25 protein-coding genes are annotated in these 25,629 nt (G+C 37.5%); 17 read left to right on the top strand and 8 right to left on the bottom strand.

Going from position 1 to position 25,629, the window contains the following annotated elements; genetic code table 11:
• Window positions 1-507 carry a gamma carbonic anhydrase family protein gene (locus B4Z47_RS19825; RefSeq protein WP_070562667.1) on the top strand — a complete coding sequence of 169 codons (507 nt, stop codon included), beginning with the start codon at window positions 1-3 and terminating at the stop codon, window positions 505-507.
• Window positions 508-555: 48 nt separating this feature from the next.
• Here B4Z47_RS19825 and B4Z47_RS19820 read toward each other — a convergent pair whose 3' ends face one another.
• The 4 genes from B4Z47_RS19820 to apaG form a co-directional block, all read right to left on the bottom strand.
• Window positions 556-2,235, bottom strand: a complete 1,680-nt coding sequence (locus B4Z47_RS19820; protein WP_112375166.1) for an Ig-like domain-containing protein — start codon at window positions 2,233-2,235, stop codon at window positions 556-558.
• A gap of 78 nt (window positions 2,236-2,313) precedes the next feature.
• Window positions 2,314-4,173 (bottom strand): tRNA uridine-5-carboxymethylaminomethyl(34) synthesis enzyme MnmG, encoded by a 1,860-nt coding sequence (gene mnmG / locus B4Z47_RS19815; RefSeq protein WP_070562672.1) that lies wholly within the window; start codon window positions 4,171-4,173, stop codon window positions 2,314-2,316.
• Window positions 4,174-4,266: 93 nt separating this feature from the next.
• Window positions 4,267-6,132: an ABC-F family ATP-binding cassette domain-containing protein gene (locus B4Z47_RS19810; protein ID WP_286709795.1), complete on the bottom strand. Its 1,866-nt coding sequence runs from the start codon at window positions 6,130-6,132 to the stop codon at window positions 4,267-4,269.
• 355 nt (window positions 6,133-6,487) lie between these two features.
• Window positions 6,488-6,874: a Co2+/Mg2+ efflux protein ApaG gene (gene apaG / locus B4Z47_RS19805; RefSeq protein ID WP_046673176.1), complete on the bottom strand. Its 387-nt coding sequence runs from the start codon at window positions 6,872-6,874 to the stop codon at window positions 6,488-6,490.
• Window positions 6,875-7,023: 149 nt separating this feature from the next.
• Between apaG and B4Z47_RS19800 the strand changes: the two genes are divergently transcribed.
• The 10 genes from B4Z47_RS19800 to B4Z47_RS19755 all read left to right on the top strand — a co-directional run bounded on the left by B4Z47_RS19800 (window position 7,024) and on the right by B4Z47_RS19755 (window position 17,334).
• Window positions 7,024-7,734, top strand: coding sequence for an SAM-dependent methyltransferase (locus B4Z47_RS19800; protein WP_070562678.1), 711 nt, complete (start codon window positions 7,024-7,026; stop codon window positions 7,732-7,734).
• A 205-nt stretch (window positions 7,735-7,939) separates the two neighbouring features.
• A complete protein-coding gene (locus B4Z47_RS19795; protein WP_286709796.1) occupies window positions 7,940-8,695 on the top strand; it encodes an alpha/beta hydrolase in 756 nt (251 codons plus the stop codon).
• A gap of 22 nt (window positions 8,696-8,717) precedes the next feature.
• Window positions 8,718-9,203, top strand: a complete 486-nt coding sequence (locus B4Z47_RS19790) for a hypothetical protein (RefSeq protein WP_115046094.1) — start codon at window positions 8,718-8,720, stop codon at window positions 9,201-9,203.
• The gene (locus B4Z47_RS19785) at window positions 9,193-10,293 is read left to right on the top strand and encodes a Nif3-like dinuclear metal center hexameric protein (RefSeq protein WP_070562686.1); all 1,101 of its coding nucleotides are present in this window, start codon (window positions 9,193-9,195) and stop codon (window positions 10,291-10,293) included. Before B4Z47_RS19790 ends, B4Z47_RS19785 begins: the two co-directional genes overlap by 11 nt.
• A complete protein-coding gene (locus tag B4Z47_RS19780) occupies window positions 10,293-11,045 on the top strand; it encodes a zinc ribbon domain-containing protein (protein ID WP_070562689.1) in 753 nt (250 codons plus the stop codon). The genes B4Z47_RS19785 and B4Z47_RS19780 overlap by 1 nt, the downstream gene beginning before the upstream one ends.
• A 142-nt stretch (window positions 11,046-11,187) precedes the next feature.
• Window positions 11,188-14,505 carry a S41 family peptidase gene (locus tag B4Z47_RS19775; RefSeq protein WP_115046096.1) on the top strand — a complete coding sequence of 1,106 codons (3,318 nt, stop codon included), beginning with the start codon at window positions 11,188-11,190 and terminating at the stop codon, window positions 14,503-14,505.
• A gap of 238 nt (window positions 14,506-14,743) precedes the next feature.
• Complete coding sequence (locus tag B4Z47_RS19770; RefSeq protein WP_286709797.1) at window positions 14,744-15,667, top strand: CPBP family intramembrane glutamic endopeptidase; 924 nt, start codon at window positions 14,744-14,746, stop codon at window positions 15,665-15,667.
• On the top strand, window positions 15,642-15,851 hold the full coding sequence (locus B4Z47_RS19765) for a DUF2007 domain-containing protein (protein ID WP_070562697.1): 210 nt from the start codon (window positions 15,642-15,644) through the stop codon (window positions 15,849-15,851). The genes B4Z47_RS19770 and B4Z47_RS19765 overlap by 26 nt, the downstream gene beginning before the upstream one ends.
• Before the next feature lie 3 nt (window positions 15,852-15,854).
• Window positions 15,855-16,655 (top strand): phosphatidate cytidylyltransferase, encoded by an 801-nt coding sequence (locus B4Z47_RS19760; protein ID WP_070562700.1) that lies wholly within the window; start codon window positions 15,855-15,857, stop codon window positions 16,653-16,655.
• 7 nt (window positions 16,656-16,662) lie between these two features.
• Window positions 16,663-17,334 carry a DUF2461 domain-containing protein gene (locus tag B4Z47_RS19755; protein WP_115046098.1) on the top strand — a complete coding sequence of 224 codons (672 nt, stop codon included), beginning with the start codon at window positions 16,663-16,665 and terminating at the stop codon, window positions 17,332-17,334.
• On the opposite strand, the gene B4Z47_RS19750 is transcribed toward B4Z47_RS19755, so the two are convergent.
• A complete protein-coding gene (locus tag B4Z47_RS19750; RefSeq protein ID WP_070562705.1) occupies window positions 17,335-18,531 on the bottom strand; it encodes an anhydro-N-acetylmuramic acid kinase in 1,197 nt (398 codons plus the stop codon).
• A 100-nt stretch (window positions 18,532-18,631) separates the two neighbouring features.
• On the opposite strand from B4Z47_RS19750, the gene gcvH reads away from it, so the two are divergent.
• Entirely contained in the window at window positions 18,632-19,012 is a 381-nt protein-coding gene (gcvH, locus tag B4Z47_RS19745; RefSeq protein WP_070562707.1) for a glycine cleavage system protein GcvH, read from the top strand.
• A gap of 59 nt (window positions 19,013-19,071) precedes the next feature.
• Here gcvH and B4Z47_RS19740 read toward each other — a convergent pair whose 3' ends face one another.
• The 3 genes from B4Z47_RS19740 to mqnB all read right to left on the bottom strand — a co-directional run bounded on the left by B4Z47_RS19740 (window position 19,072) and on the right by mqnB (window position 21,690).
• Window positions 19,072-19,827 carry a DUF6263 family protein gene (locus B4Z47_RS19740; protein ID WP_070562709.1) on the bottom strand — a complete coding sequence of 252 codons (756 nt, stop codon included), beginning with the start codon at window positions 19,825-19,827 and terminating at the stop codon, window positions 19,072-19,074.
• A gap of 111 nt (window positions 19,828-19,938) precedes the next feature.
• Window positions 19,939-20,925: a pyruvate dehydrogenase complex E1 component subunit beta gene (locus B4Z47_RS19735; protein ID WP_046673190.1), complete on the bottom strand. Its 987-nt coding sequence runs from the start codon at window positions 20,923-20,925 to the stop codon at window positions 19,939-19,941.
• A gap of 123 nt (window positions 20,926-21,048) precedes the next feature.
• Complete coding sequence (gene mqnB / locus B4Z47_RS19730; RefSeq protein ID WP_070562711.1) at window positions 21,049-21,690, bottom strand: futalosine hydrolase; 642 nt, start codon at window positions 21,688-21,690, stop codon at window positions 21,049-21,051.
• A gap of 585 nt (window positions 21,691-22,275) precedes the next feature.
• Between mqnB and B4Z47_RS19725 the strand changes: the two genes are divergently transcribed.
• The 5 genes from B4Z47_RS19725 to B4Z47_RS19705 all read left to right on the top strand — a co-directional run bounded on the left by B4Z47_RS19725 (window position 22,276) and on the right by B4Z47_RS19705 (window position 25,620).
• Entirely contained in the window at window positions 22,276-22,689 is a 414-nt protein-coding gene (locus B4Z47_RS19725) for a 6-pyruvoyl trahydropterin synthase family protein (RefSeq protein WP_070562714.1), read from the top strand.
• Window positions 22,690-22,717: 28 nt separating this feature from the next.
• Window positions 22,718-23,347: a GTP cyclohydrolase I FolE gene (gene folE / locus B4Z47_RS19720; protein ID WP_112375154.1), complete on the top strand. Its 630-nt coding sequence runs from the start codon at window positions 22,718-22,720 to the stop codon at window positions 23,345-23,347.
• 241 nt (window positions 23,348-23,588) lie between these two features.
• Entirely contained in the window at window positions 23,589-24,224 is a 636-nt protein-coding gene (locus B4Z47_RS19715; protein ID WP_070562845.1) for an O-methyltransferase, read from the top strand.
• A 22-nt stretch (window positions 24,225-24,246) separates the two neighbouring features.
• On the top strand, window positions 24,247-24,771 hold the full coding sequence (locus tag B4Z47_RS19710) for a glucosaminidase domain-containing protein (RefSeq protein ID WP_046673195.1): 525 nt from the start codon (window positions 24,247-24,249) through the stop codon (window positions 24,769-24,771).
• 15 nt (window positions 24,772-24,786) lie between these two features.
• The gene (locus tag B4Z47_RS19705) at window positions 24,787-25,620 is read left to right on the top strand and encodes a glucosaminidase domain-containing protein (protein WP_070562717.1); all 834 of its coding nucleotides are present in this window, start codon (window positions 24,787-24,789) and stop codon (window positions 25,618-25,620) included.
• The last annotated feature ends 9 nt before the right edge of the window (window positions 25,621-25,629 follow it).

Here is a 25,629-nt window from a genome sequence, read left to right as displayed (position 1 = left end):
ATGGCACTTATTTTATCTGTTTTGGATAAATCTCCGGTGATAGCCGAAGAATGCTTCTTAGCACCCAATTCAACGATTGTAGGCGATGTGGAGATTGGACATCACTGTTCGGTATGGTTTAATGCTGTCATACGCGGAGATGTCAATTATATTCGTATCGGTAATTATACTAATATTCAAGATGGAGCGGTTATACATTGTACCTATAAGAAATGCGGTACTACGATCGGAAATTATGTAAGTATAGGGCATCAGGCTATGGTACATGGATGTATTTTGGAAGATCATGTACTCATTGGTATGGGAGCTATCGTTATGGATAATGCGATTGTTGAATCGAATGTTATTGTAGCAGCTGGTGCAGTAGTTTTGGAAAATACTCGTTGTGAATCGGGATTTCTATATGCTGGAGTACCTGCCAAAAAGATAAAAGCACTTACTGAAGAGCAGAAAGATCTATTGCAGAAGCTACCACATAATTATGTTCTGTACAGTTCCTGGTTTTAGCTTAATCGAATTAGCAATATTAAATAAGTTATTTTAGAATGGCCTCAATTAATTTTTTTTGAGGCCACTCAATGAAAAACTATCTTTCTGTTCCCAATTAGCACGTATCGTAAATACTTTATTCAGATATACAACAGGTTCAGGAAAAGTTTTCTTTTCGACATCTCCAGTGTCCCAGATTCCATTATCATTGTCGTCGCGTATCACACGTATACTATACTTTCCTCCAGGATACTGTTTGTATACAACAGCCGGATTGTTCATGTTTATTTTGTCGACGCGATAGACCTTATCTTTTTTCTCATTGATTAACTCAACCAAATAGGTTGTATTGCTATCTAGATCTGTAAAATCAAATGTCAGATCCCCATAGTTTTCACTATCGTCATAGGTCAAATCGAGCTTTTTCTCTTTGTTTTGTTCGCCAAAATAGCCTGTTATAGCGCCTTCTGTAAACTCAATTTGGTACTTTTTCTCTTTTCTCCAATTATAGCGAATATGGTAGATATTGGTATTTGCTGTATCTACAGCTAGTTGGTAATTGGTCCGGACCAATGAGTCTTCTTTGAATTTTAACTTGGTTTTATCGATATTTTTGATCGGTGTGAAAGCAGATACCTGAAGGTGTGTAATTCGATCGACCCGTCCATTATTTGGCGTAAAAATAGGCTCAATTGTCTGCTCTATTTTTACATTCCCTTTTCTAATGAGAATGGTATCCAATGGTCTTTCATTTTCTGTCAGAACAAGCTTTAGGGAGTCTATTTTTAAATTTGGAATAAACAAAGTAGCCGAGTCTGATGTCTTTGAAAAACGTACTTTTTTATCCTTGTTGTTTACTTCGTCATTAAGGATATCAAGTTTGGGCTTGTCGACTCTTCTATTAAAAACAAGAAGTATACTTCCATTTTTTTCAAATTTCTTCTCTTGGGTTCTAAACTTTTTTGGGATTCCTTTGAAGATCTCCAAGTTGATATTGCTTAAGTCTCGCTCTAGCACGATAGAGTCTTTTAGGAAACCTATTTCTTCATCAGCACCATTATAGATTCTATCGTTATTTTTTTCTTGAAGTGCGTAAATGCGATAAGTTCCTTCTCTTAGATTGTTTAGTTTATAGTTACCTGCAGTATCCGTTGTCGTGAATATATTCGCCTTCTTTTTACCAAAAATCGAGTCTTGGCTAATGGGGATCAACAAGACTTTAACATCCTTTTGGACCTCTTTCGTTATAGCACTTTTTACATTACCGGATATACTGAGTGAATCTATTTTATCTCCTGTCGCGAATACGTAAGCATAATTGACCAATGCATTTCCAGCGTTATAATCAACTAGTCCTTTACCGAAGTATATGCTGTAGGTTGTATTCTTTTCTAGGGAATCAGGTAAGGTAATTTCTAGATTTTTTTTCTTCACCTTGAATTCTGGATTGCTTCCCATGTCTGGCGTAATACTGAATTCCTTTTGTTGATTTGCCAGCTTGATATACTCGTCAAACGTGATCACTATTTTTTTAGCTGTAAAATTCTTCGAAAAATTCGTAGGGCTTTCCAATAGTATCTTCGGAGGAATAGAATCTTTTGGCCCCCCCGTGGGCTGTTGTATGCTCGCACATTGTATGGACAAGCCAATAAGCATAATAAACATGCTTAAAATAAGTAATCTTGTTTTTAAGCTACTTTTTAGCCTTTCTGAACCACTTTTATTTTCTCTTAAAGAAGTTTTCATAAAAAATAGAATATTGTCTTAAATCGCTTATTTTAAGCTTTGTGATGTTTAGTGTATAAGTATTTGACTTTCAGTTGTTTAACTCATATGGACCATCAATACCGTGATATCAGAGGGCGAAACGCCTGAGATTCTTGAAGCTTGCCCCAGTGTACGTGGTTTAACTTTAGATAACTTTTGTCTTGCCTCAATTGATAGCGATGTTAATAGGCTGTAGTCAAAATCAGGATTAATTTCTCTATCTTCCATCTTCTTCATGCGATTGACAATTTCCATCTCTTTATCGAAATAGCTTTCATATTTGAGATTGATCTCTGCTTGTTCAATGGTATCATTATCGAATTGGGATACATAGTGTGCAAAGCCTTCGTCTCCTTTCAGAATATCTTGGATACCAACTTGTGGTCTTGCAAGAACATTACTCAACCTTGTTTTTTGTGGAAGTGCGCTTGAGCCAACTTCGGCTAATACGGTATTCATCTTTTCGACATTGGTCGAATTTTGTTTGAGATACTCGATTATTTTATTGGAGTTATCAATTTTGTTTTGCACTTTTTTGAGTCTTTCTTCTCCTACCAATCCCAATTTGTAAGCTAATGGGGTTAGGCGAATATCAGCATTGTCCTGGCGTAGAAGTAGACGATGTTCTGCTCTTGATGTAAACATGCGGTACGGCTCTTCAGTTCCTTTTGTTACGAGGTCGTCGACCAATACACCTATATAGGATTCGGATCGTTTAAGAATAAGTTCCTTATCATCATTGATGCGTTGATGCGCATTTATCCCGGCTAGGAAACCTTGAGCAGCGGCTTCTTCATAGCCAGTTGTCCCATTGATCTGTCCTGCGAAAAATAGATGTTTCACCAATTGGGTTTCCAAGGTTAGATCCAATTGCATTGGTGGAAAGTAGTCGTATTCTATGGCATAACCTGGGCGGTACATTTTCGCATTTTCAAAGCCTGGGATCAATTGCAAAGCTTTCAATTGTACGTCTTCTGGCAATGAGGTGGAGAATCCGTTGACATAAATTTCTACTGTTTTGAAGCCTTCGGGCTCCACGAATATCTGATGTCTTTCACGCTCGGCAAAACGATTTATTTTATCTTCTATTGAAGGGCAATAGCGTGGTCCCAATCCTTTGATACGTCCCGTAAACATGGGTGATTTTTCAAACCCAGTGCGTAGCATTTCGTGGACCTTATCGTTTGTATAGGTAATCCAACAACAGCGTTGTTCAGTTGGTATTTCTACATCTGTATAGGAGAACCGCCCTCTTTTTTCATCGCCCCACTGTTCTTCCATTAATGCATAGTTGAGGCTTCTTCCATCTATACGTGGTGGCGTTCCTGTCTTCATTCTCCCGGATTCGAAACCAAGGGAAACAAGTTGCTCGGTTAAACCTGTGGCAGCCTTCTCTCCTGTTCTACCGCCTCCAAATTTCTTGTCCCCAATGTGAATTACACCATTTAGAAAAGTTCCATTGGTCAGTACCACGGCGTCCGATTCTATTTCTATGCCCATCGAAGTGATGACACCGCAAGCTTTTCCGTTTTTTACGATAACTTCTTTTACGGTATCTTGCCACATATCTAAATTAGGAAGAGACTCGAGTTGTAATCTCCATTCTTCTGCAAACCGCATTCGGTCATTTTGGGTCCGCGGACTCCACATGGCAGGACCTTTCGAAAGATTTAACATTCGGAATTGAATGGTTGATTTATCTGCTATGATACCAGTATATCCGCCCATAGCATCAATTTCTCTTACTATCTGTCCTTTGGCTACTCCACCGATAGCGGGGTTACAACTCATTTGCGCTATTACTCCCATATTCATTGTGATGAGTAAAGTGGACGAACCTAAGTTAGCTGCTGCCGCCGCTGCCTCACATCCGGCATGCCCCGCACCAACGACAATTACATTATATTTTTTAAACATTTTTCTATTCTTGTTCCACGTGAAACGTGGTGTTTTTATTTCTTTGTAAATTTACGTTTTCTTTGTGTTCCACGTGAAACCTGTGGTGAAATTTTACATAAAATCAGCAAGATATAACCATCTTTCGGATTTATCGTCTATCTGTTTTTGGATAGATTGAATTTCTTCCGCTAAGGAAGAAAGTTTTAGATGATCTGTTACCTGGTTTAGTTCCTCCGTTTTTAACGCTACTTGTGTTTCCAGTTTTTCGATTTCTTCTTCTAGTTTGTTATATTCCAATTGTTCCTTGTACGAGAGTTTTTTCTTTTCCTCTTTTACAATTGGCTTTACCTGTTCTTGGGTTATCCTTTTTTGTTTTTCCTTTTCTAATTTTTGGATTTCTTCCTGTTCAAGTTTAAAGTCGGCATAATTTCCGTTGTATATCTGCACGATCCCCTTTCCTTCAAAAATGAAAAGTTGATCCGTCAATTTATCTAATAGATACCTGTCGTGTGATACTAATATGAGTACTCCTTTGTAGTTGTCAAGAAAATCTTCCAGCACGTTTAATGTATCAATGTCCAAATCATTGGATGGTTCATCCAGAATTAAAAAATTTGGATTCTTCATTAAAACACGCATTAATTGAAGTCTTTTTTTCTCCCCCCCACTTAATTTATTAACGAAACCAAATTGTTTTTCAGGAGGAAATAAAAAGTGGGTTAGCAGCTGTGAAGCCGTGATTACTTCCCCATTTGCCATTTCAATATAGTCTGCTATATTTTTTACAACATCTAATACTCGATCGTTTTCATTTACTTCCAATCCGCCCTGTTTATAGTAGCCATATACTGTGGTTTTCCCTACCGCTATAGACCCTGTATCAGGTTTTTCTTCTCCCGTGATTAAATTAAGAAAGGTTGATTTTCCAGTACCATTTTTTCCCGCTAGACCAATACGATCACCTTTTTTAAAGGTGTATGAAAAATCATGTATGATTTCTTTTGCTCCATAACGTTTGGCAACATGTTCTAGTTCGAGTATTTTTGAGCCCTGCCTGCTTACTTTCACACTGAGTTGTACCGAGTCGTTTCCTTTAATTGCTTTAGATTTTTCTTCCAAGTCATAGTATGCTTCAATACGTGATTTGGATTTGGTACCACGTGCCTGTGGTTGACGACGCATCCACTCCAATTCACGGCGAAGTAGGTTTCTGCTTTTCTCAACCATAACCGCATCAATAGTTTCACGTTCGGACTTCTTTTCTAGAAAATAAGAATAGTTGCCTTTATAGGTAAAGAGATTGCCCCTATCCAGCTCTCGAATCTCCGTACAGATATTATCCAAGAAGTAGCGATCGTGCGTTACTAAAAGAACGGTTTTGCTACCTGTTGTTAGTAGTTTTTCAAGCCATTCAATAGTCTCTATATCCAAATGGTTGGTGGGTTCATCTAATATATAAATATCCGGCTCGTCTATCAAAAGCTTGGCTAGCGCAAGGCGTTTTCGTTGGCCCCCTGATAAACTTTTGATATCTTGATGGAAATCCATAATGTTTAAACGATTAAGAATCGTCTTAATATTATGCTCATACTCCCAGGCATTCAATGAACTTATTTTTTCTGTAAGATCTTCTAATTTTTTCTGATCGATATCAGTTTCCAATAACAGCTCCTCGTACTTACGGATAAGACGTTGTTGATCGTTGTCTGTACTATAAATAAAATCGTTGATTGATTTTAATCCTGTGAAATCAGGATCCTGTTCTAAGAAACCAATTTTTATACCTTTTTCTTTTACAACTTTTCCTGAGGTTGGTAAGATTCGCTCTGCTAAAATGGCGAGTAAGGTTGATTTACCTGTGCCATTGATTCCGACCAAGGCCACACGTTCTCCCTTTTGGAGACCGAAATGTAAATCTTTAAAAAGCCATCGATCATGGAAGGAATGGCTTACTTGTTCTGTAGCTAAAATACTCACGTTATATCACCCTAAATTATATTCAGTCAATTTACACGCCAAAACACTACCAGTAGGTTTCTTCTCTTGGTAGTTTATATCGTGTTGATAATCAATATTTTAGTTATATTTCTATTGATTGTCAGTTATTTATATATTGAATCAATAATCGTTTTGATTGCTGACTAATGTAATCTATTGGGTGGCATACGATCAAATGTTAGCCTTTGCCATTGGGTAAAATGATAATTCGAAGTCCCAAAGGTTCGCTTGTTCATTTGGAATGCTCGCAAAAATAAAGAAATAGTTTCTTATTCGATGCGAAAAAAGCTTCGTTATTTGATTAATTGGCAATAATGATACTGCCCTGATAAAATTAATTCAATGCGTAATCCGCTATCAGATTGAAACGTGGTATTTCAACTTGAAAGCTGCCGTTGTCCAGTGTTCGGATCATATTATAATATCCTTCCATGAATCCGAATTCGCTATTGAGATTGCAACCTGAGGTGTATTGATGAGTCTGACCAGGTTCTATAATAGGTTGTTCGCCTACTACTCCTTCTCCAGATACCTCCCTATAGTCTCCTTTTGCATCAAAAATTTTCCAATAGCGACTTATCAATTGAACCGTGTAATCGCTGAGATTTTCTATGCTGATATGATAAGCAAACATAAAATGTTCACGGTCCGGATTCGAATACTCCGATTGATAGATGGTTTCAACCGAGATTTTTACGCCTTCTGTAATTTGTGTGATCATTTGAATGATGTTTATTGTTGCAATGAATGTTTACGCTAAAATACTAATAATGAGTTTAAAAATCTAAATTATAATCATTTTAAAAGGTTAAATAATGCTAAGTTTAAAATTAGTATAACCAAATGGACCTTAATTAGTAGGTTTGTATTATGGCAAATGGTATCTTATATTTAATTCCTGTTCCATTGAGTGATGACGCAGCTTTCCAGTCATTTACTCCGTATTTAGTGGAAACAATCAATTCATTGGACGAGTATATTGTAGAGAACGAAAAAACGGCGCGCAAGTTTTTAAAACTTGCAGGTTTAAAGATTCCGCAGAGCGAATTAACGATCCATGATTATGGAAAACATGTGCGGGACAAGGGAAATATAAATGATTTTTTTGAAGGCTTGAAACAAGGCAAAAGTGTTGGATTAATGTCTGAGGCGGGATGTCCTGGTGTTGCTGATCCTGGTGCTTCTATTGTAGCGCGGGCACATCAATTGGGTATTAAGGTAGTTCCTCTTGTTGGACCAAGCTCTATTCTACTGGCACTTATGGCTTCCGGATTTAGCGGTCAGAAATTTGCCTTTCATGGTTATTTGCCTATCGATAAAATTGATCGAGCTAAGGAGATTAAAAATCTCGAACAGCAATCAGCACGTGAAAAGCAGACGCAAATTTTTATTGAAACTCCATTTAGAAATAATCAGCTTTTAGCCGATCTACTAAAAATATGTAAACCTTCCACCTTACTCTGTGTTGCGTCAAATGTAACAGCTGCCGACGAAAATATACAAAGTTTGACAGTTGGTGAGTGGCGAAAACGATCGTATGATTATCATAAAAAGCCGACTATTTTTTTACTTTATGCATGATGTTTTTAGAGCTCCCCCCTACCCTATTTTCATTGATGAAGTTTAATAATGAAATTAAAAGCTCTTTTTACATGAGTGAAGTATGTTTTAATAAAGTAAGTGAGTGCTTACATTTTGTTTTTTTAATAAATATGTAAACCAGGGTATCAGAATAAATGCTGAATAGAGTTTGTTAACCGTCTAGAATGATTTAATATATAACAAGATGAATTACTGTAGATTATTGTCTATTATGTTTTTGTTTTCATTAGTTGGATTCAGTAAAGATCTTGCTGCACAGTCTTCTACATATGTTATTGTCCATGGAGCTTGGGGTGGTGCTTGGCAGTTTAAAAATACGGCGGTTGAGTTAGCTAAAAAGGGAAATGAGGTGTACCGACCCACACTAACAGGCCTGGGTGAGCGTTATCATTTAGCAGATACTTCTATCCGATTACAAACGCATGTCGATGATGTTGTGAATACGATCCTGTTTGAGGATCTCCATGATATTATATTGGTCGGACATAGTTATGGTGGGATGATTATCACGGCTGTGGCAGATAGTCTTCCGGATAGAATCCGTAAATTGGTTTACTTGGATGTTATACTACCGGAGGATCAACAATCTGTAATGAACTTAATGGGTAAATCCAGTGCAGCAAATGGACTGTTAAAATTAGAAAAGGATGGTTATATTTTTCCTTTCTGGGTGAAGGACATTAAGAAGCTTCCTAGGGATGTCCCCCACCCGTTAAGAACAATGACAGACAAGATCAGTTTAAAAAATCCGAAACGACTTAAAATTCCAAGTACTTACATTTTGACTTATGAGGATGGCAAAACAATTGAGGATGATGATTTTTACCCGTTTTATAGGAAGGCAAAAAATATAGGTTTTAAAACAGTCGAATTTGTTGGAGATCATAATCCACAAATAAAAAAGTTGAAAGAATTAGTAGATTTGTTGGAACAGGAATAATAAATAAGCAATAAATAGTTCAATGACGCAAGAGGAATTAATAAGAGAGTTAAGTAAGCCTGAAGTAATTTATACCGCTATGGGTATTGTTGCCATACGTATTATCGTATGGCTTCTATTTGCAAATACAATTCGAAAGACATTAAAATTGGTCGCCAAAGAAAATAGATTAATGAAGCCCAACCAATCGTGGTTAGCTGCAATTCCGCTGGTTAATATTTATTGGAATTTTCAGGTTGCTTCGCGTCTAAGGGATTCTTTGATCAATGAATTTTATGATCGAAAAATAGCTGTGGAGGAAAACCCTACGTTTAGGAAAGGATCGCTATATGCATGGATTTACCTGGCGACAAATATTCCGCTCCCACTTTCTATTTCCGGTGTACTGATCATTATGCATTTTGTGACATTGGCTAATTACTGGTTTGAAATTAACGCGAATAGAAGAATTTTAGAGGAACATAATAAATTTAGAGAAAAAGAGGTAATTGTAAACCATGAAAATTAAAGAAGTCATTGACTATTTGGAGCAATTGGCTCCTTTAGATTTGCAAGAGTCTTATGATAATGCTGGCCTTATTGTGGGCGACGCCAATAGAGAGATTACAAAGGTGCTCATTTCGTTAGACTGCACAGAAGATGTTGTAAAAGAAGCCATTGATAAAGGGTGTAATTTAATTATTTCGCACCATCCCATTGTATTTAGGGGGCTAAAAAAATTTAATGGGAAAAATTATGTGGAGCGTACGGTTATTAAAGCAATTGAACATAAAGTTGCATTATATGCCATTCATACGAATCTAGATAATGTTACCGGTGGAGTGAATACGAAAATTGCCGATAAATTGGGATTAGAAAATCAGGCTATACTGGAATCTAAAACAAATGTATTGCGAAAAATGGTCGTTTTTGTACCTAGGAGTCATGTTGAAGATGTCCGACAGGCATTGTTTGATGCGGGCGCAGGTAAAATCGGAAAACACTATGATCAATGTAGTTTTAATGCGGCGGGTTATGGTAGTTTTAGACCTTTAGAAGGGGCCGATCCTACCCTTGGGGAGATTGGTGTTCAAGAGCGTGTTGAGGAAACACGAATTGAGGTTATCTACCTGAAATCTATTGAAAGAAAGTTACTTTTGGCACTCTATGAAGCTCATCCTTATGAGGAAGTAGCTTATGATTTGTTTGATATTCAAAATACGGCTGCTGAAATCGGTGCAGGAATGATTGGAAATTTGGCTGAACCAATGGCTGAATTGGAATTTTTAGCTTATCTTAAGGACAAACTGAGGTTGAATGTAATTCGTCATACAGCCTTATTAGATAAAAAAGTTAGTCGTGTAGCGGTCTGTGGTGGCTCGGGGGGATTTTTACTCGGTGCAGCCAAACGTTCTGGTGCTGATTTTTTTGTTACAGCAGACTATAAATATCATGAATTTTTTGATGCTGAAGGTGAAATCGTGATTGCAGATACGGGACATTTTGAGAGCGAACAATTTACGCAAGAATTATTGTACGACATTATTACGAAAAAATTTCCTAACTTTGCAACCTTAACAACAGAAATAGATACAAATCCTATAAAATACTACAGTTGATGGAACAAACCGTAGAACAAAAATTGAAAGCATTATGGCTGTTACAAGCCGTACATACTAAAATAGACAAAATTCGCCAAGTTCGTGGTGAATTGCCTATGGAAGTTGCAGATCTTGAAGATGAGATTGCGGGCTTAGAGACTCGTATTGAGAAGATCAGAATAGACTTAGACGATTTAGAAGATTCGATCGTTAAGCGTAAAAACATGATTAAGGATGCCCAAGCTGCTATCAAAAAATATGAGTCGCAGCTGAATGAGGTAAAGAATAATCGTGAGTACGACGCTATTTCGAAAGAAATCGAAATTCAAGGTCTTGAGATTCAGGTTTGCGAGAAACGAATCAAAGAAGCAGAATTTGAGATTCGTAACAAAACAGAAAACTACGATACTACTGTAGGAAATCTTGAGTATAGCAAAAGCGAACTTGAGGGAAAAAAGAAAGAATTGGAAACAATTACTTCTGAAACTCAAAAAGAAGAAGATGCATTGTTAGCAAAAGCTGCTGAGGCTGAAGCGAATATCGAAGAACGTTTAGTAAAGGTATACTACCGTTTGCGTAACTCGTTTAAAAACGGACTTGCTGTTGTTTCGATCGATCGTGATAGCTGTTCAGGATGTCATAATAAGATTCCTGCTCAAATGCAATCAGAAATACGTCAACGTAAGAAAATCATCATTTGTGAACACTGTGGTCGCGTTTTGGTTGATGAAGGAATTGTGTTAGAAATCGAACAAGAGTACGGTTTCTAATCCTCAATAAATAAAGGAAGGTCCTGCTGTAAAGCAGGACTTTTTTTTTGTCATATTTTTTATGCAACTTTGTTGATATACTAACTAGGTCCGCTTACAAAAGTGTAGTTTTGTGTGTGGTAAATTTAACCTTTAAACGTTTATGAATAAAACTCATTTCAAGTTATTTGCTGCCTTTTTGCTCGGTACATCCTTTCTGCAAACAAAAGCGCAAGAAACCCTATTGCTTCGAAATCCAAGTATTAGCGCCAACAATATTGCTTTTGTCTATGGTGGAGATATTTGGATTGCCGAAAAAAACGGAGCTAATCCGAGACGCCTTACAACAAATCCTGGAGTGGAACAGAATCCAATGTTTTCTCCAGATGGCAAGAAAGTTGCATTCACAGGAAATTATGACGGAAATACAGACGTATATGTAATCCCTGTAACGGGTGGTGAGCCCAAACGGATCACTTATCACCCTTCTTCGGATGTATTGCGGGGATGGCTCAATAATGATGAAGTATATTATACGACATCTCGTGATTTCACCTATGCTTTAAGTCCACGATTATACAGTTCCAATATTCAAATGTCAGGAATGGACAAGGCGCTTATTATGCCTGAAGCGACTCAGGGAAGCCCTTCTGCTGATGGTCGTTACTGGGCTTATATCAAAAACACTGACCCTACTGAAAGAGATCGAGTTGCCTTTAAACGCTACCGGGGTGGTGGTATGCCGACAATTTGGATCTTCGATACGAAAACCAAAGAAATAGAAGCTATTCCGCAGGTTAAAAGTAATGATGTTAAACCATTATGGTTGGGAAATAAGATCTACTTCCTTTCCGATCGTGATAAAATTGTTAACATCTATAGTTATGATACCAAATCCAAAAAGGTAGAAAAGCTAACGGATTTTAAAGATTACGATGTGCGTTCACTGAATGGAAATGGGACTGAGTTGATCTTTGAATATGCTGGCGTATTAAATACACTAAATCTGGGCGATAATAAAGTCACTCCTTTGCATATTACGGTGAATACAGATGTAATGTATAAAAGACCGTATTATAAAGACATTAAGGACGATATACGTTATGCTACCCTATCGCCAACAGGTCAACGGGCATTATTAGAGGCGCGGGGAGAGATATTTACGGTACCTAAGGAGAAAGGTGAAGCCCGAAATTTATCTAATTCTCCGGGTTCTCATGAGCGTTTTCCGGATTGGTCTCCAAATGGAAAATGGATTTCTTATATTTCAGACAAAAATGGATCTTATCAGTTGGTGCTGATGGATCAATTTGGAAAAGATAAACCCCTGTACTTTAACTTAGGAGAAACGAACTTCTATTTCGAACCAACATGGTCACCGGATTCCAAGAAGTTGTTTTACAATGATTCACATCTTAATCTGTTTTATATTGATATCGCTTCAAAGGCCATTGTTAAAGTTGCAGACGATAAATTGAGCGGTCAAACTGGCCGTGTATCCAATCATTTCCAACCAAGCTGGTCTCCTGATTCAAAATGGATATCTTTTATACGTACATTGGAAAATGGGGTACCCGCTGTGTTTATGTATAACTTGGATACAAAGAAAACTCAGCAAATTACGGATGGTATGAGCTCTGCGCGTAGTACAGCTTTTTCCCAGGATGGTAAATATCTATTTTTTACAGCGAGTACAAATACAGGGTTGACAAATTCTGGCTTACATATGTCCGCGGTGCAGCGTAATGTTGATTATGCCGTATATGGCTTTATTTTATCCAGTAAAACACCATCATTCTTTAAGAATGATAGTGATGAGGAACAAATCCGTGAGGATAAGGTGGATAAAAAGGAAGAAGGAGATGGTGATAAAAAAGATCGTGTAAAAGAAAACGATAAAAAATCACCTAAAAAGGATAAAAAGGAAGAGGCAGTGGCAAGTAAGCCCATTGATAAATCTATTCAAGTTGACTTCGATCGTATAGAAAACAGAATAGTTGCCCTCCCTTTACCTGCTGGACCTTATTGGAATTTGAATGGTTTAGTGCCAAATCAATTGACTTACCAACGTGGGGGAACAATCGGAGCATATGATTTTAAGGATCTCGAAAACAAAACCTTAGTGGAAAATGCCCGTAGTTTTGTTATTAGCGCCGATGGTAAGAAGATGTTATATCAAACGGGAAATGGATTCAATATTGTAACAGCTGGACAAAAAGTAGCCTCTCCTACTGCCGGCGAAGTTAAGCTAGGCGGAATTCAGCAATTGGTGGATCCCGCTGCCGAATGGAAACAGGTATTCAATGAAGTTTGGTCAATGCAAAAAGACTATTTTTATGTTGAAAACATGCATGGTGCTGACTGGAAAGCGATGAAAACCAAATATGAAAAATTCCTGCCTTTTGTAAACCATCGTTCTGATCTTGGTTATTTATTGAATGAAATGATGGGAGAAATGGTCGTGGGACACAATTATATCTATCCTGGAGATCAACCTTCCACGCCGTCGGTTTCAGTTGGTGTGTTGGGAGCAGATTATACGTTAAAGAATGGTTACTATCAGATTGCTAAATTGTTTACGCGTCTTGAATGGAATCCATCGTTCAAAGCCCCATTGGCTGAACCGGGATTAAACATCAAAGAAGGAGACTATATTGTTGCTGTTAATGGTGCTGAATTGACTGAAGATGAGGATATCTATAGTTTATTTGACAATACTGTTGGTAAACAAGTTACGTTGAAGGTCAATTCAAAACCTTCATTGGTCGGCGCTCGTGAAGTAATCGTTAAACCGATCTCGTTTAGCGACGAGATGAATTTGCGGAGCATGGAATGGGTTGAAAGGAACCGTAAGAAAGTAAATGAATTGAGTAATGGGCAAATAGCTTATGTTTACATGCCAAATACCGGTGCTGAAGGTTATACCTATTTCAATCGTTATTATTTCGCTCAGATGGATAAAAAGGCTCTTCTGATGGATGAAAGAAACAATGGTGGTGGCTGGGTGGCCGATTATGTCATTGATCTTTTGTCCCGTGAACTGATTGCTGGTTGGGGAATTCGTGATGGAAAAGGATTTACTACACCAGGAAATGGTATTTATGGACCTAAAGCCATGATCATTAATGAAAATGCAGGTTCAGGTGGCGATATGATGCCTTATATGTTCCGTTTTAAAGGGCTGGGTAAATTGGTTGGTCGTACGACAATGGGGATTTTGGTTGGCATAAGTGGCTATCCTCCTTTATTGGATGGCGGCCGTATTACTTCGCCAAACTTCGGTGTATATGACCTCAAAGGAAATTGGATTATTGAAAATGAAGGTGTGGCTCCTGATGTATTTATCGAACAATTGCCTAAAGATCTTTTGGAGGGTCGTGATCCTCAACTTGAAAGAACGGTGAAGATATTGTTGGAAGAAATGAAAACGTATCCTTACAAAAATTTACAAAAACCAGCCGATCCTATTCGGGTGAATTAAAAGAGTATAAATCTAAGGGCTTTGAAGAGATTCAAAGCCCTTTTTTGATCATATAGTTTGTATGTAACTGCATCCATATCCGAGATGATTGAATATATCTCGTGTAGTTTTTATCGTAATTAGATCATATCATTCGTTTTCATTAGGCCAATACAAATCAGATGCTAAAATTTGATTGGACATGACAATTTTAATAAATCTTGCTTTTATTGTTATCTTTAACTGATATTTACTAGATATGTTTCCTGAAAAAACACCCCATCCGTTTCAATCTTTATTACGTTTGATCTTAATGGTTATTGGTTTTTCCATTCTTTCGCAGATTATTGCCATTCTGATTATTGCAAGTTATTATTCATTTACAGGGCAGGTCTTCTCCTTGGAGTCTATATTGAATGGATCTGCCAATGATATGCGATTTATGTTGTTAATGAGTAGCTTGGGATCTTTTGTTGTGCCAGCTTATCTGATGAATACACGCGAAGGATATGGTAAAGCCTATTTTAAATTGAAAAATTGGCCTAGCGGAATGCAATTTGGCTATATATTTTTAGCAATGCTTTCTTTTATGCCTTTGATGAGTCTGATCGGTCATTGGAATGAATCCTTACAATTGCCCGATAATATGCAATCTTTGCAGCGTTGGATGGAGCGTAGTGAAAAGGAATCGGCCGATTTAATCAAGGTTATTATTATGGAGTCGAGTGTATCCGGCTTTTTGTATAATATTGTTATACTGGCTTTGATTCCGGCCATAGGTGAAGAATTGTTGTTCCGCGGTGTTTTGCAAAGAATAATGGGAAGATGGTTGAGCAATCAGCATGTGGTTATATGGCTTGTTGCCATTATTTTCAGTGCGATACACCTGCAATTTTTTGGTTTTGTTCCCCGCATGTTATTGGGCGCTTTTTTTGGCTATCTTTATGTATGGAGCAAGAACATCGTACTGCCCATTTTTGGACACTTTGTCAACAATGCCGGAGCCACAATCGGGGCATTTTATTACGTAAGAGAGGGTAAGAGTTATGATGAATTCAATGCATTTGAATTGCAATCTTGGTGGATATATCTTGTAGGCTTCATTTTTACTCTTATTTTTGTATTCTTATTTTATAGATCAACGCAAAAAGAAAATAATGGAGAACGATTGGAAAAAAATTAAAACATATACAAATGCGATTCAGGCCGAGATAGTCAAGCAAATGCTGGAAGAAAATGGTATTCCTACTGTCGCAATGAATAAACAAGATTCTTCTTATTTATTTGGGAAAATTGAACTCTATGTCAGTGAAGGATCTATTGATCTGGCCGAAACATTAATTGAGGAAGCAGAAAGAGGGCTTTAAGAGATGAAAACAAGAGCAATAACGGGAGTAATCTTTGTGGCTGTCATGATAGCTGCCACTCTTTTGGGCGCTTATGTCTATTCCATTTTTTTTACACTGCTCAGTACATGGTGTCTTTATGAATTCTATGGAATAGTTTCATCCGAAGAACGCGCCCCAAATAAGTGGATAGGCATAACACTGGCCTTACTCTTATTTGTTTTGGGCTCATTAGTTTCGATGGACCTGCTTGCGGTAAAATTTTTAGCACTGATTATCCCATTTATAAGTGCGACTTATATTATTTCACTTTTTCAGAAGAGAACTTTTCCTTTCAATGATATTGCCTATACTTTTTTGGGTATAGCTTATGTTACATTGCCTTTCTTCCTATTTTCCAAATTAGGGTTTCTGCAAGGTACTTTTAACTATGTACTGCCCTTAGGTTTTTTGATCTTATTGTGGACAAACGATACCGGGGCATATCTCGCTGGACGAAGCTTTGGAAAACGTAAATTATTCGAACGGATCTCACCAAAGAAAACATGGGAAGGTTTCTTTGGGGGCTTGATTTTGGCTATTGTTGCTGCTGTAAATCTGGAAAAATATTTTGGTTATCTTCCACTTTGGCAATGGGTAAGTATTGCGGCAATTATCAGTATTGTTGGAACATTGGGGGATTTAGTAGAGTCTATGTTAAAGCGTAGTTTGCACGTAAAAGATTCCGGAAATATATTGCCTGGACATGGTGGTTTTTTAGATAGATTTGATGGGTTGTTATTAGCGGCACCTATGGTCTATGTTTTCTTAATTTTAATCAATTGATTGTATTATGAGTCACATTCAAAAATCTACATTTGATTTTTTAACGGAATTGAAAGCCAATAATTCTCGGGAGTGGTTTGCCGATAACAGAGCTAAATATGAAGCTGCATTGGCTGATGTGAGAAATTTTTTGACAGATTTAATTGCTGCATTGAGCGAGTTTGACCCTAAAATTAATACTTCCATTCAAGCAAGTAAATGTTTGTTTCGCATTTACCGGGATACACGCTTTTCAAATGATAAAACTCCTTATAAAAGTTGGTTTGGGGCAGGAATTTCTGTTGATGGAAGAAAGTTGCAGGGACCAGAGTACTATATTCATATTGGAGCGGAAAATTCATTTATCGCCTGTGGGTATTGGCGTCCTGAAAAGCAACATTTAGAGGCAATAAGACAAGAAATTGATTACAGTGGTGATAAATTGGATGAAATTTTAAAAACAGTATTGACTGGCAGTAATATTACGCTTTTCAAAGAAGATTTACTGAAACGTGCACCGGCCGGCTATAGTGAAGATAATCCGTTTATTGACTTTATCAAATTGAAAAGTTTTGTGTTGGATAGATCTTTAACTACAAAGGAGTTATCTGCAAAAAATGCGCTGGATAATATCGTGGCTTCCTATAAAAGTATGCTTCCTTTTAAAGAGTTTTTACAAGAAGCCATCGATACAGAATAATTATTCAGGCAAGCTGATTTTGCCCATACAGACAGCGGGAGAGTCTTTAATTTGCGCTACATTGGATTTGTTGCCTACCAAAGTCTCATTTGCTAATAGCGCAAAGAGAACGGCCTCTTTTGCATCTGGGTTGATACCCAATGTTGCAAAACTTTCAACGTTACAAGTAGGTAGGCTCCTTTTGATGTAATCGAACAGCAATGGATTGTGTAGTCCACCACCACTAATGTACACCGCTACATCGGATAGCCCTTTTGACTGCTTGCGAATGCCATTGACCATCGCATGAGCAGCAAAGCGATTGAGGGTCGCCATAACATCCTCATGTGGAATATGGCTTGTTTTCGAACAATCCTGTGCCCTTGCGAGATAAGCGAGATTAAATAGTTCCGGCCCAGTGGTTTTTGGAAAGGGCAGCGTTAGAAACTCCTCCGTTAATAATTGATTCAATAGCGCATCATTTACTTGGCCCTTTTTAGCCATATAGGCATCTTTATCCATTTCCTGATCAAAATTTACCTTCATGTATTGGTTCATCATTGTATTGCCTGGACCGAGATCTGTCGCATAAGCTTTCGACTTTGTTTGATGGCTTGGGATAAATGTGAAATTAGAAATACCGCCAATATTCAATAAGAATCGATTTTCTGTTGCATGCGAGAAAAGAAGGTAGTCGCCATAGGCTGCCAAAGGTGCCCCTTCTCCTCCTGCAGCAATATGTTTTTGCCTAAAGTCAGATAGGGTTATGATACCTGTATCTACCGCGATATGATCTCCATCTCCAATCTGTAAAGTGCTGTTGGGCCAGTTGCGGTCTTTGGTCAACGATTGAGGAGCATGGTATACGGTTTGCCCATGGCTGGCTATACAATCAATCTCACTGCTTGATAGATTCCATTGTTGCAATGCTGTGTTGATTAATTTGGCATGCGTGACTCCAATATAAGCATGGAGTCCCGAAAATAATTGCTGGTCGATATTTCGTTTTGCAAAAACTTCACGCACCCGCTCTCTAAAATCATCCTCATAAACCATTGTAGTAAAATTCTCGAGCTGTATTTTCGTTGTTTTACCTGCATTTTCTATGCGGCACACGGCGATATCAAGACCATCCAGGGATGTTCCGGACATCAGGCCAATAATACGACGTTCTTTCTTTTGTGAAATTTGGTAAAGTCTTTCGATTTGAGGATTCATAGCTTAAAAATAAACACAAAAATGTTATGATGAATATCATTTTTGACAATTGAAGATATTTTGTAACTTCACGGCATTAAAAATCAAAAAATTAAATACAATGAATTTTCCAGCAGAATTGAAATACACCAAAGATCACGAATGGATTCGTGTTGAAGGTGATGAAGCAGTTGTAGGGATTACCGATTTCGCTCAACGTGAATTGGGTGACATCGTTTTTGTTGACATAAACACTGTAGGTGAAGAAGTAGCCGCTAATGAAGTTTTCGGTACAATTGAAGCCGTAAAAACAGTTTCTGATTTGTTTTTACCTGTAGCAGCTACGATTTTATCGGTGAATGAAGCTATTGATGCATCTCCTGAATTGGTCAATTCTGATCCTTATGGTGAAGGCTGGATTGTTCGTATTAAATTGAACAACGCTGCTGATGTTGACGCTTTGTTATCTGCTGATCTGTACAAAGAAGAGATCAACGCATAAATTTGATATATAAAAAAATAAAATAGGGGCCTTTTGGCCCCTATTTTATTTTTCGTCGTTTATTGGGTTTTTAAGGTGGTCTTTATTTTTGCTTCAGGCATATCCACGGCACTTGTCATTTCTGTACTCGTGGTAAGACAGGTCTTTTTATCCAAGACATAGAAGCCCTGTACGTTGCCTACCTGATTTGCATCCGGACCGAACATTTTTCCTTCAACATTTACTTTATAGCCTAGCTCATTTGCTTCTATTAAAGTCATTTTGTTTTCTACTGAAATGCCTGAATCATCTGATTCAGTTTTGGATGTCCAAGAATCACCTATTTTAATCGGCTGTTCAGGCAATACTGTAGTTATATTTTCGAACATACTTTTATCAAATGGCATGTTAATGCCCTCAGGCAACTTGATATCGGAAGATTTGCCAAGTTGATCAACATTAAAGCTAATGCTATTTTCGAGCAACTTGCCTAAGGTCGCATGCATCTGTTTAGAAAATTCATTGGCCTCGGGGTTTTTAGAGTCGTAAGTCATATCCATTCCTGCCATATTCATTTTCATGTTGATTCCGGTATATTTAAGATCGAACGCAAATATGTTGTCTTTTTTCGTCGTATTGGTGATATCAAAGCCCATATTAAGGTCTGTCACCATTTTTTGGCCAGCAGCGTCAATATCCATGGTCATCACAAGATTTTGTGATATTTTTTTCCCTGAATCGGGATTTACGCGTAATGTGTATTTCTTTTGTGCGGAAGCAGATATCACGAGAAATGCAAATACAGCCATTAAAGAGGCAATTCTTAATTTTTTCATATATGGAATTTTAATTTTTTTAGTAAGCAACAATTGGCCAGTTTAAATATAAAAAAAAATCCCTTTCACACAGTAAAAGGGATTTTAATTTTTTTAAGGATGTAATTCGTATTACTTCTTGATATAAGATACTTCTTTCACAGCTTTAACAACTTTCTCAACGCTAGGTAAAGCAGCTTCGATCAATGTTGGAGCATAAGGAAGAGGTACATCTGCACAATTTACGCGGATAACTGGGGCATCTAAGTAATCAAATGCATTACGTTGTACATTGAATGCTAAGTCGGTAGAAATAGACGCTAGTGGCCATGCTTCTTCCACGATTACCAAACGGTTTGTTTTCTTAACAGACGCGATGATTGTAGGGTAATCGATAGGACGTACCGAACGCAAGTCAATCAATTCAACGCTGATACCTTCTTTTTTCAATTCTTCAACTGCAGGAATGACAACGCGAGGAAGCATTTTACCAAAAGACACAACAGTTACATCTGTACCTTCTTGGATAATATTAGCTTTTCCGATTTCTAAGTAATATTCTTCTTCAGGAACTTGTCCTTTATCACCATACATGACCTCAGATTCCATGAAGATAACAGGATCTGGATCGATAATAGCTGATTTCAATAAACCTTTAGCTTCATATGGGTTCGAAGGAACCACAACTTTTAAACCTGGTGTATTTGCAAACCAGTTCTCAAAGTTTTGAGAGTGTTGTGCTGCAAGCTGACCCGCATTTCCTGTAGGACCACGGAAGACCATCGGAATAGAGAACTGTCCACCACTCATCGAGTGAATTTTAGCTGCCGCATTGATTACTTGGTCAATTGCAACAAGTGAGAAGTTGAATGTCATGAATTCAACAATTGGCTTCAAACCATTCATTGCCGCACCAACAGCAATACCAGCAAAACCAAGTTCAGCAATAGGTGTATCAATGATACGCTTTGCACCGAATTCATCAAGCATACCCTGACTTACTTTGTAAGCTCCGTTATACTCAGCAACTTCTTCTCCTAATAAAAATATTTTGTCGTCTTTACGCATTTCTTCGTTCATTGCTTCACGAAGTGCTTCTCTGAATTGTATTTCTCTCATCAGTTGTAAAATAGTGTCAATTTTTAGATTACAAATCTACTATTTAAAATTGATATTTTGAAGATTTGAACCTGCTAATTCTATAGTTTTATGTCATTTTTTAATAAGTAAATGACTTTTGTATTAAATTTTTGAATAGAAGTTGTTCAGATAGTCCAATGTCTTTATAAGTGCCTTATTACTATTCATTATCGCCAATGGAATGTTCCACGTGGCACGGTTCCTTTTCTCCACGTAATTCGAAATTCCACGAATCTCGATTACGGGAACAGTCATTTTGTCGGCAGCATAGAAAACAGCGGCTCCCTCCATACTTTCAATAAGGCTATCAGGATGCAGTTTTTGAACTTTTTCAATACTTTCTGTACTACCATGGACTTTGTTTACGGTAATTCCTTCCCCCTGCTTTAAAAAAGGAAGCCTAAGTTCCTTGTCATTCAGGAAACACGAAGTAAATTTAGACTTTCCATAGCCCAATTGATCTATTGGAATAAAATTATGACCGTCTTCCGCGCCCAGTTCAACAAATGATTCCGAAACGACTTGAACAACTGAGCCTATTTTAATATGTCGGTCCAAACATCCCCCTATCCCGATATTAATGAGGAGATCATATTTTTTTTCATGTAGCACTCTTCCTAGCTCAAAGGCTGTGGCCACCATGCCCACACCAGTGATTAGGGTATCGCATTGACTGTAATTTGGCACCACTTCCAGAAAAGGCTGCAATTCAAATGAAGTAGCCGCAATCACTAATATTTGCATGATAAATTCGTTTTTGATGGAAAATTACAAATTATATTGCAGGCATACCTTTTTTTAGCATAAAAATAGCGAGCTAGGAATTCGTCCTGCTTACAAATTTGAGCTTGATTATAATAATAAGGTTAACTGATTAGTTGCTACGAAATCATTTTTGATCATCGAGTCCGAACGGTGCCATTTTTAGCCTATTGAAATCAGAAACAGCTATGACCTTCTTATATATTAGTTTAGCTTTTATATACCTTTAGTTTAGAATTTAGTTAGGTTTAATTTAGGTCCAACCTATACTAAACCTAAACAAAACCTAACTAAAACCTAAGTAAAACCTAATTAAAACATAAAGAATATCATGTTAAAGTATCCGCATTATCCGGCAACACTTTTGTCAACAGGGTGCATACAAAAACTCACTGCGAAGTCTTAGCAAATTAATTCCCGAAATCATGTTACAGCTAAGAATAAGGAGCTTTTTATCCCTGTGTGATGACAAAAGGCGGAAGGCACTCCATTATATTACTATATTCTGACTTCATTCCTTAAATTGAGATGTTTTAATTGCTCTTAATGCCTTATCTTTGTATCATTATGGTATTTATAACTCGTCGCGAACGTTTCTGTGCTGCGCACAAGCTCTATCGTGAAGACTGGAGTAAAGAGCAGAATGAACAGGTATTTGGTCTTTGCTCCAATCCAAATTGGCATGGACATAATTATGATCTTTATGTAACAGTTAAAGGAAAAGTCAATCCGGAGACTGGTTTTTTGATCGATTTAAAGATCATGAAAGAAATAATCAATCGTAGTATCATTGACAAAGTCGATCACCGTAATTTCAATTTAGATGTTGATTTTATGAAGGGAGTCATGGCTTCTACGGAGAATATCGCAATCGAAATATTTAAGATCTTAAAACCGCTGTTTGATGAACAGGGTGTGATCTTGCATAGTGTCCGTTTGCATGAAACAGAAAATAATTACGTCGAATATTTTGGCGATTAATCTTTAATACATTTAAATAGTAGAAACTATGAGTCAACACTCATTTGACAACGAAGAGTTGGATGGATATATTAAGATCGACAAATACAATACTGAAAAGGTAGATCGCATCGCTGCTCATTATACAGATATATTGGAATGTCTGGGGGAAGATCCAAAACGTGAAGGTTTGGTGAAAACACCAGAACGTGTCGCAAAGGCATTCCAATTTTTGACACATGGCTATGATATCGATGCTGCGGAAGTGTTACGGGGAGCAATGTTTGAGGAGGACTACAGTCAAATGGTCGTCGTCAAGGATATTGAAGTATATTCTCTTTGCGAGCATCATATGTTGCCTTTCTTTGGTAAAGCGCATATCGCATATATTCCCAATGGTCATATTGTAGGTTTAAGTAAAATACCACGTGTCGTTGATATTTTTGCGCGTCGTCTGCAGGTTCAGGAACGTCTTACCAATGAGATCAGAGATTGTATTCAAGAAACTTTGGGCGCTCGTGGCGTAGCTGTGGTCATGGAATGTAAGCACATGTGTATGGCCATGCGTGGTGTTCAGAAACAGAATTCTGTAACCACCACCTCTGCATTTACTGGAGCATTTCAAAATGATGTCACAAGATCCGAATTTTTACGCTTGATCACTGCTGATCTTGCTTAATATATTTGTTGTTTAATAATAAAAAATAGCCCGCTAAAATATCACCTTTTAGTGGGTTATTTTTTTGATGAAATTTGGAAACAAAATAGAAAATCAAAAAATGGCAATATGGCTTTTTTATGCTTCTGAGGCGATTTCCGAAAAATGCTCTTTACAAAAGGATAATTGTATTTAATTGATATTCAGTTTTTTGTAAAAAAAAGTTTTTATCATAAAAATGTTTTTTGGTACCTTTGTGGTTATGGAAATTGTTGCCGACGATTTAGAGTCCTATTTGGAACATACTACAGACGAGGAAAATTCGTTACTGAAAAGGGTAAATCGGGAGACATATTTGAAGGAAACAATGCCCCATATGTTATCTGGACACTACCAGGGAAGAGTTCTTTCTTTATTGAGTAAAGTGGTTGCTCCGAAACGTATTTTGGAAATAGGAACGTTTACGGGATACGCAACGTTGTGTCTCGCAGAAGGGCTGCAGGAAGATGGGATATTGCATACTATCGATATCAATGCAGAGCAACAAGAACGCGTCCAAGGTTATTTTGATGAATCGGCATTTGCTGATAAAATCAAATATCATATTGGAGATGCAGCGGTAATACTACCTACATTAGATGAAACATTTGATTTGGTATTTATCGACGCGGACAAAAAGAGAAATTTATATTATTTCGAAACGATAATAAATCAAGTTCCGTCTGGGGGACTTATTTTGATTGACAATGTCTTATGGAAAGGTAAGGTGTTAGATTCAAAACCAGACAACCAAACAAAGCAGATCATTGATTTGAATGCACGTTTAGCTCAGGACAAGCGCGTAGAAAAGGTAATATTACCGATTCGAGACGGACTTTTTGCCTTGCGCAAGAAGTAATTTGTGAACTAAAACATTCTTCATGAATTTAAAACAATTAAAAAGCTTTGTACTGTTACTAGCTTTGGGAACTTTTGGATTAACAAAAGTTTCAGCTCAAAGTAATGCGGCATATGTCGATAAGTACAGTCCAATAGCAAAAGAAATGATGGAGGAACATGGTGTTCCAGCATCGGTTATCTTAGCCATCGCTATGCATGAAAGCGGAAATGGTGGTAGCAGGGTAGCAAAAAATTTGAATAACCATTTTGGTGTCAAAGGAAAAAACAACAGTACCGTTATTCGGTCAGCTTACAAAGGTTATCGGTCTGTAATGGACTCGTATGATGATTTTGTAGGAATAGTAAAAAGAAAAAAGACTACTCAGAGTCTTTTTGAAAAACATCCCGGTGAAAAATACGAAGCTTGGGTAAAAGCGATTGCTCGTTCGGGCTACTCTACGAGTAAAGGTTGGACAGCAAAAGTACTCGCTACTATTAGACAATATCATTTGGATATGTTTGATAATGATGCTAAGCAAAATAGATTCTCGTCAACAAAAAAATAAGCGCGATAGTATTGCATGAAGAAGTTTTTTTATGGCATGTTTGTATTCATGATGTTGATTACATCATGTTCAAGCCGGAGAGGCACAATTTCCTCCACTAAATCTGGCTCCAATTCAAAAACTTCTTCATCCTCTTCTGTGGGGCGACCTACCATGGCTGGCAACGACTATATTGCTCATTACAAAGATGTGGCCGTTGCAGAAATGAATAAATATGGTATTCCTGCGAGCATTAAACTTGCTCAGGCTTTACTGGAATCCGGTAATGGTAACAGTTATCTTGCGCGTGAGGCTAATAATCATTTCGGTATTAAATGTGGCGGAGTTTGGAAAGGAAAATCCGTGACTCGTCCCGATGATAATATCAATGACTGTTTTCGGGTTTATGAAAATCCCGAACAATCTTTTCGGGATCACTCAGAGTTTCTGTTACGACCGCGATATGCGGCACTCTTTAAGTTGGATAAGAACGACTATAAAGGCTGGGCCAAAGGCTTGAAAGCGGCTGGATACGCCACCAATCCGCGTTATCCTGAATTGCTGATCGAAATGATCGAAAGATATCATCTTGATCAATACGATCGCGGTGAATCGCCACGTGAAAAGGTTGTACGTGAAGAGACTGTTCAGGTCGAGATCGTACAGAATGTACAAGAAACCCCTCCTACCGTCGTAAAGACAGAAGAAATCAAGAGCCCGGTAGCTATGCGTATTCATGAGGTTAAAGCTCAGGATACGTTATATTCGCTCAGTAAGCTGTACAATGTATCCGTTGATCAGATCAAATCCCTAAACGGTCTTACCGATGATGCCCTATCTTTAGGTCAGCTATTGGTTATATCTAAATAGTTACGCTTT

The organism is Sphingobacterium sp. UBA2610, from assembly GCF_002339225.1.
Classification (GTDB): Bacteria; Bacteroidota; Bacteroidia; order Sphingobacteriales; family Sphingobacteriaceae; genus Sphingobacterium; species Sphingobacterium multivorum.
This window is presented reverse-complemented; position numbering and strand designations above follow the sequence as displayed.

Bases quoted from the DNA above. Each gene is read 5' to 3' on its own strand.
- B4Z47_RS19825 (WP_070562667.1), top strand. From the start codon at position 1: ATGGCACTTATTTTATCTGTTTTGGATAAATCTCCGGTGATAGCCGAA.
- B4Z47_RS19820 (WP_112375166.1), bottom strand. From the start codon at position 2,235: ATGAAAACTTCTTTAAGAGAAAATAAAAGTGGTTCAGAAAGGCTAAAA.
- mnmG (WP_070562672.1), bottom strand. From the start codon at position 4,173: ATGTTTAAAAAATATAATGTAATTGTCGTTGGTGCGGGGCATGCCGGA.
- apaG (WP_046673176.1), bottom strand. From the start codon at position 6,874: ATGATCACACAAATTACAGAAGGCGTAAAAATCTCGGTTGAAACCATC.
- B4Z47_RS19800 (WP_070562678.1), top strand. From the start codon at position 7,024: ATGGCAAATGGTATCTTATATTTAATTCCTGTTCCATTGAGTGATGAC.
- B4Z47_RS19795 (WP_286709796.1), top strand. From the start codon at position 7,940: ATGAATTACTGTAGATTATTGTCTATTATGTTTTTGTTTTCATTAGTT.
- B4Z47_RS19790 (WP_115046094.1), top strand. From the start codon at position 8,718: ATGACGCAAGAGGAATTAATAAGAGAGTTAAGTAAGCCTGAAGTAATT.
- B4Z47_RS19785 (WP_070562686.1), top strand. From the start codon at position 9,193: ATGAAAATTAAAGAAGTCATTGACTATTTGGAGCAATTGGCTCCTTTA.
- B4Z47_RS19780 (WP_070562689.1), top strand. From the start codon at position 10,293: ATGGAACAAACCGTAGAACAAAAATTGAAAGCATTATGGCTGTTACAA.
- B4Z47_RS19775 (WP_115046096.1), top strand. From the start codon at position 11,188: ATGAATAAAACTCATTTCAAGTTATTTGCTGCCTTTTTGCTCGGTACA.
- B4Z47_RS19770 (WP_286709797.1), top strand. From the start codon at position 14,744: ATGTTTCCTGAAAAAACACCCCATCCGTTTCAATCTTTATTACGTTTG.
- B4Z47_RS19765 (WP_070562697.1), top strand. From the start codon at position 15,642: ATGGAGAACGATTGGAAAAAAATTAAAACATATACAAATGCGATTCAG.
- B4Z47_RS19760 (WP_070562700.1), top strand. From the start codon at position 15,855: ATGAAAACAAGAGCAATAACGGGAGTAATCTTTGTGGCTGTCATGATA.
- B4Z47_RS19755 (WP_115046098.1), top strand. From the start codon at position 16,663: ATGAGTCACATTCAAAAATCTACATTTGATTTTTTAACGGAATTGAAA.
- B4Z47_RS19750 (WP_070562705.1), bottom strand. From the start codon at position 18,531: ATGAATCCTCAAATCGAAAGACTTTACCAAATTTCACAAAAGAAAGAA.
- gcvH (WP_070562707.1), top strand. From the start codon at position 18,632: ATGAATTTTCCAGCAGAATTGAAATACACCAAAGATCACGAATGGATT.
- B4Z47_RS19740 (WP_070562709.1), bottom strand. From the start codon at position 19,827: ATGAAAAAATTAAGAATTGCCTCTTTAATGGCTGTATTTGCATTTCTC.
- B4Z47_RS19735 (WP_046673190.1), bottom strand. From the start codon at position 20,925: ATGAGAGAAATACAATTCAGAGAAGCACTTCGTGAAGCAATGAACGAA.
- mqnB (WP_070562711.1), bottom strand. From the start codon at position 21,690: ATGCAAATATTAGTGATTGCGGCTACTTCATTTGAATTGCAGCCTTTT.
- B4Z47_RS19725 (WP_070562714.1), top strand. From the start codon at position 22,276: ATGGTATTTATAACTCGTCGCGAACGTTTCTGTGCTGCGCACAAGCTC.
- folE (WP_112375154.1), top strand. From the start codon at position 22,718: ATGAGTCAACACTCATTTGACAACGAAGAGTTGGATGGATATATTAAG.
- B4Z47_RS19715 (WP_070562845.1), top strand. From the start codon at position 23,589: ATGGAAATTGTTGCCGACGATTTAGAGTCCTATTTGGAACATACTACA.
- B4Z47_RS19710 (WP_046673195.1), top strand. From the start codon at position 24,247: ATGAATTTAAAACAATTAAAAAGCTTTGTACTGTTACTAGCTTTGGGA.
- B4Z47_RS19705 (WP_070562717.1), top strand. From the start codon at position 24,787: ATGAAGAAGTTTTTTTATGGCATGTTTGTATTCATGATGTTGATTACA.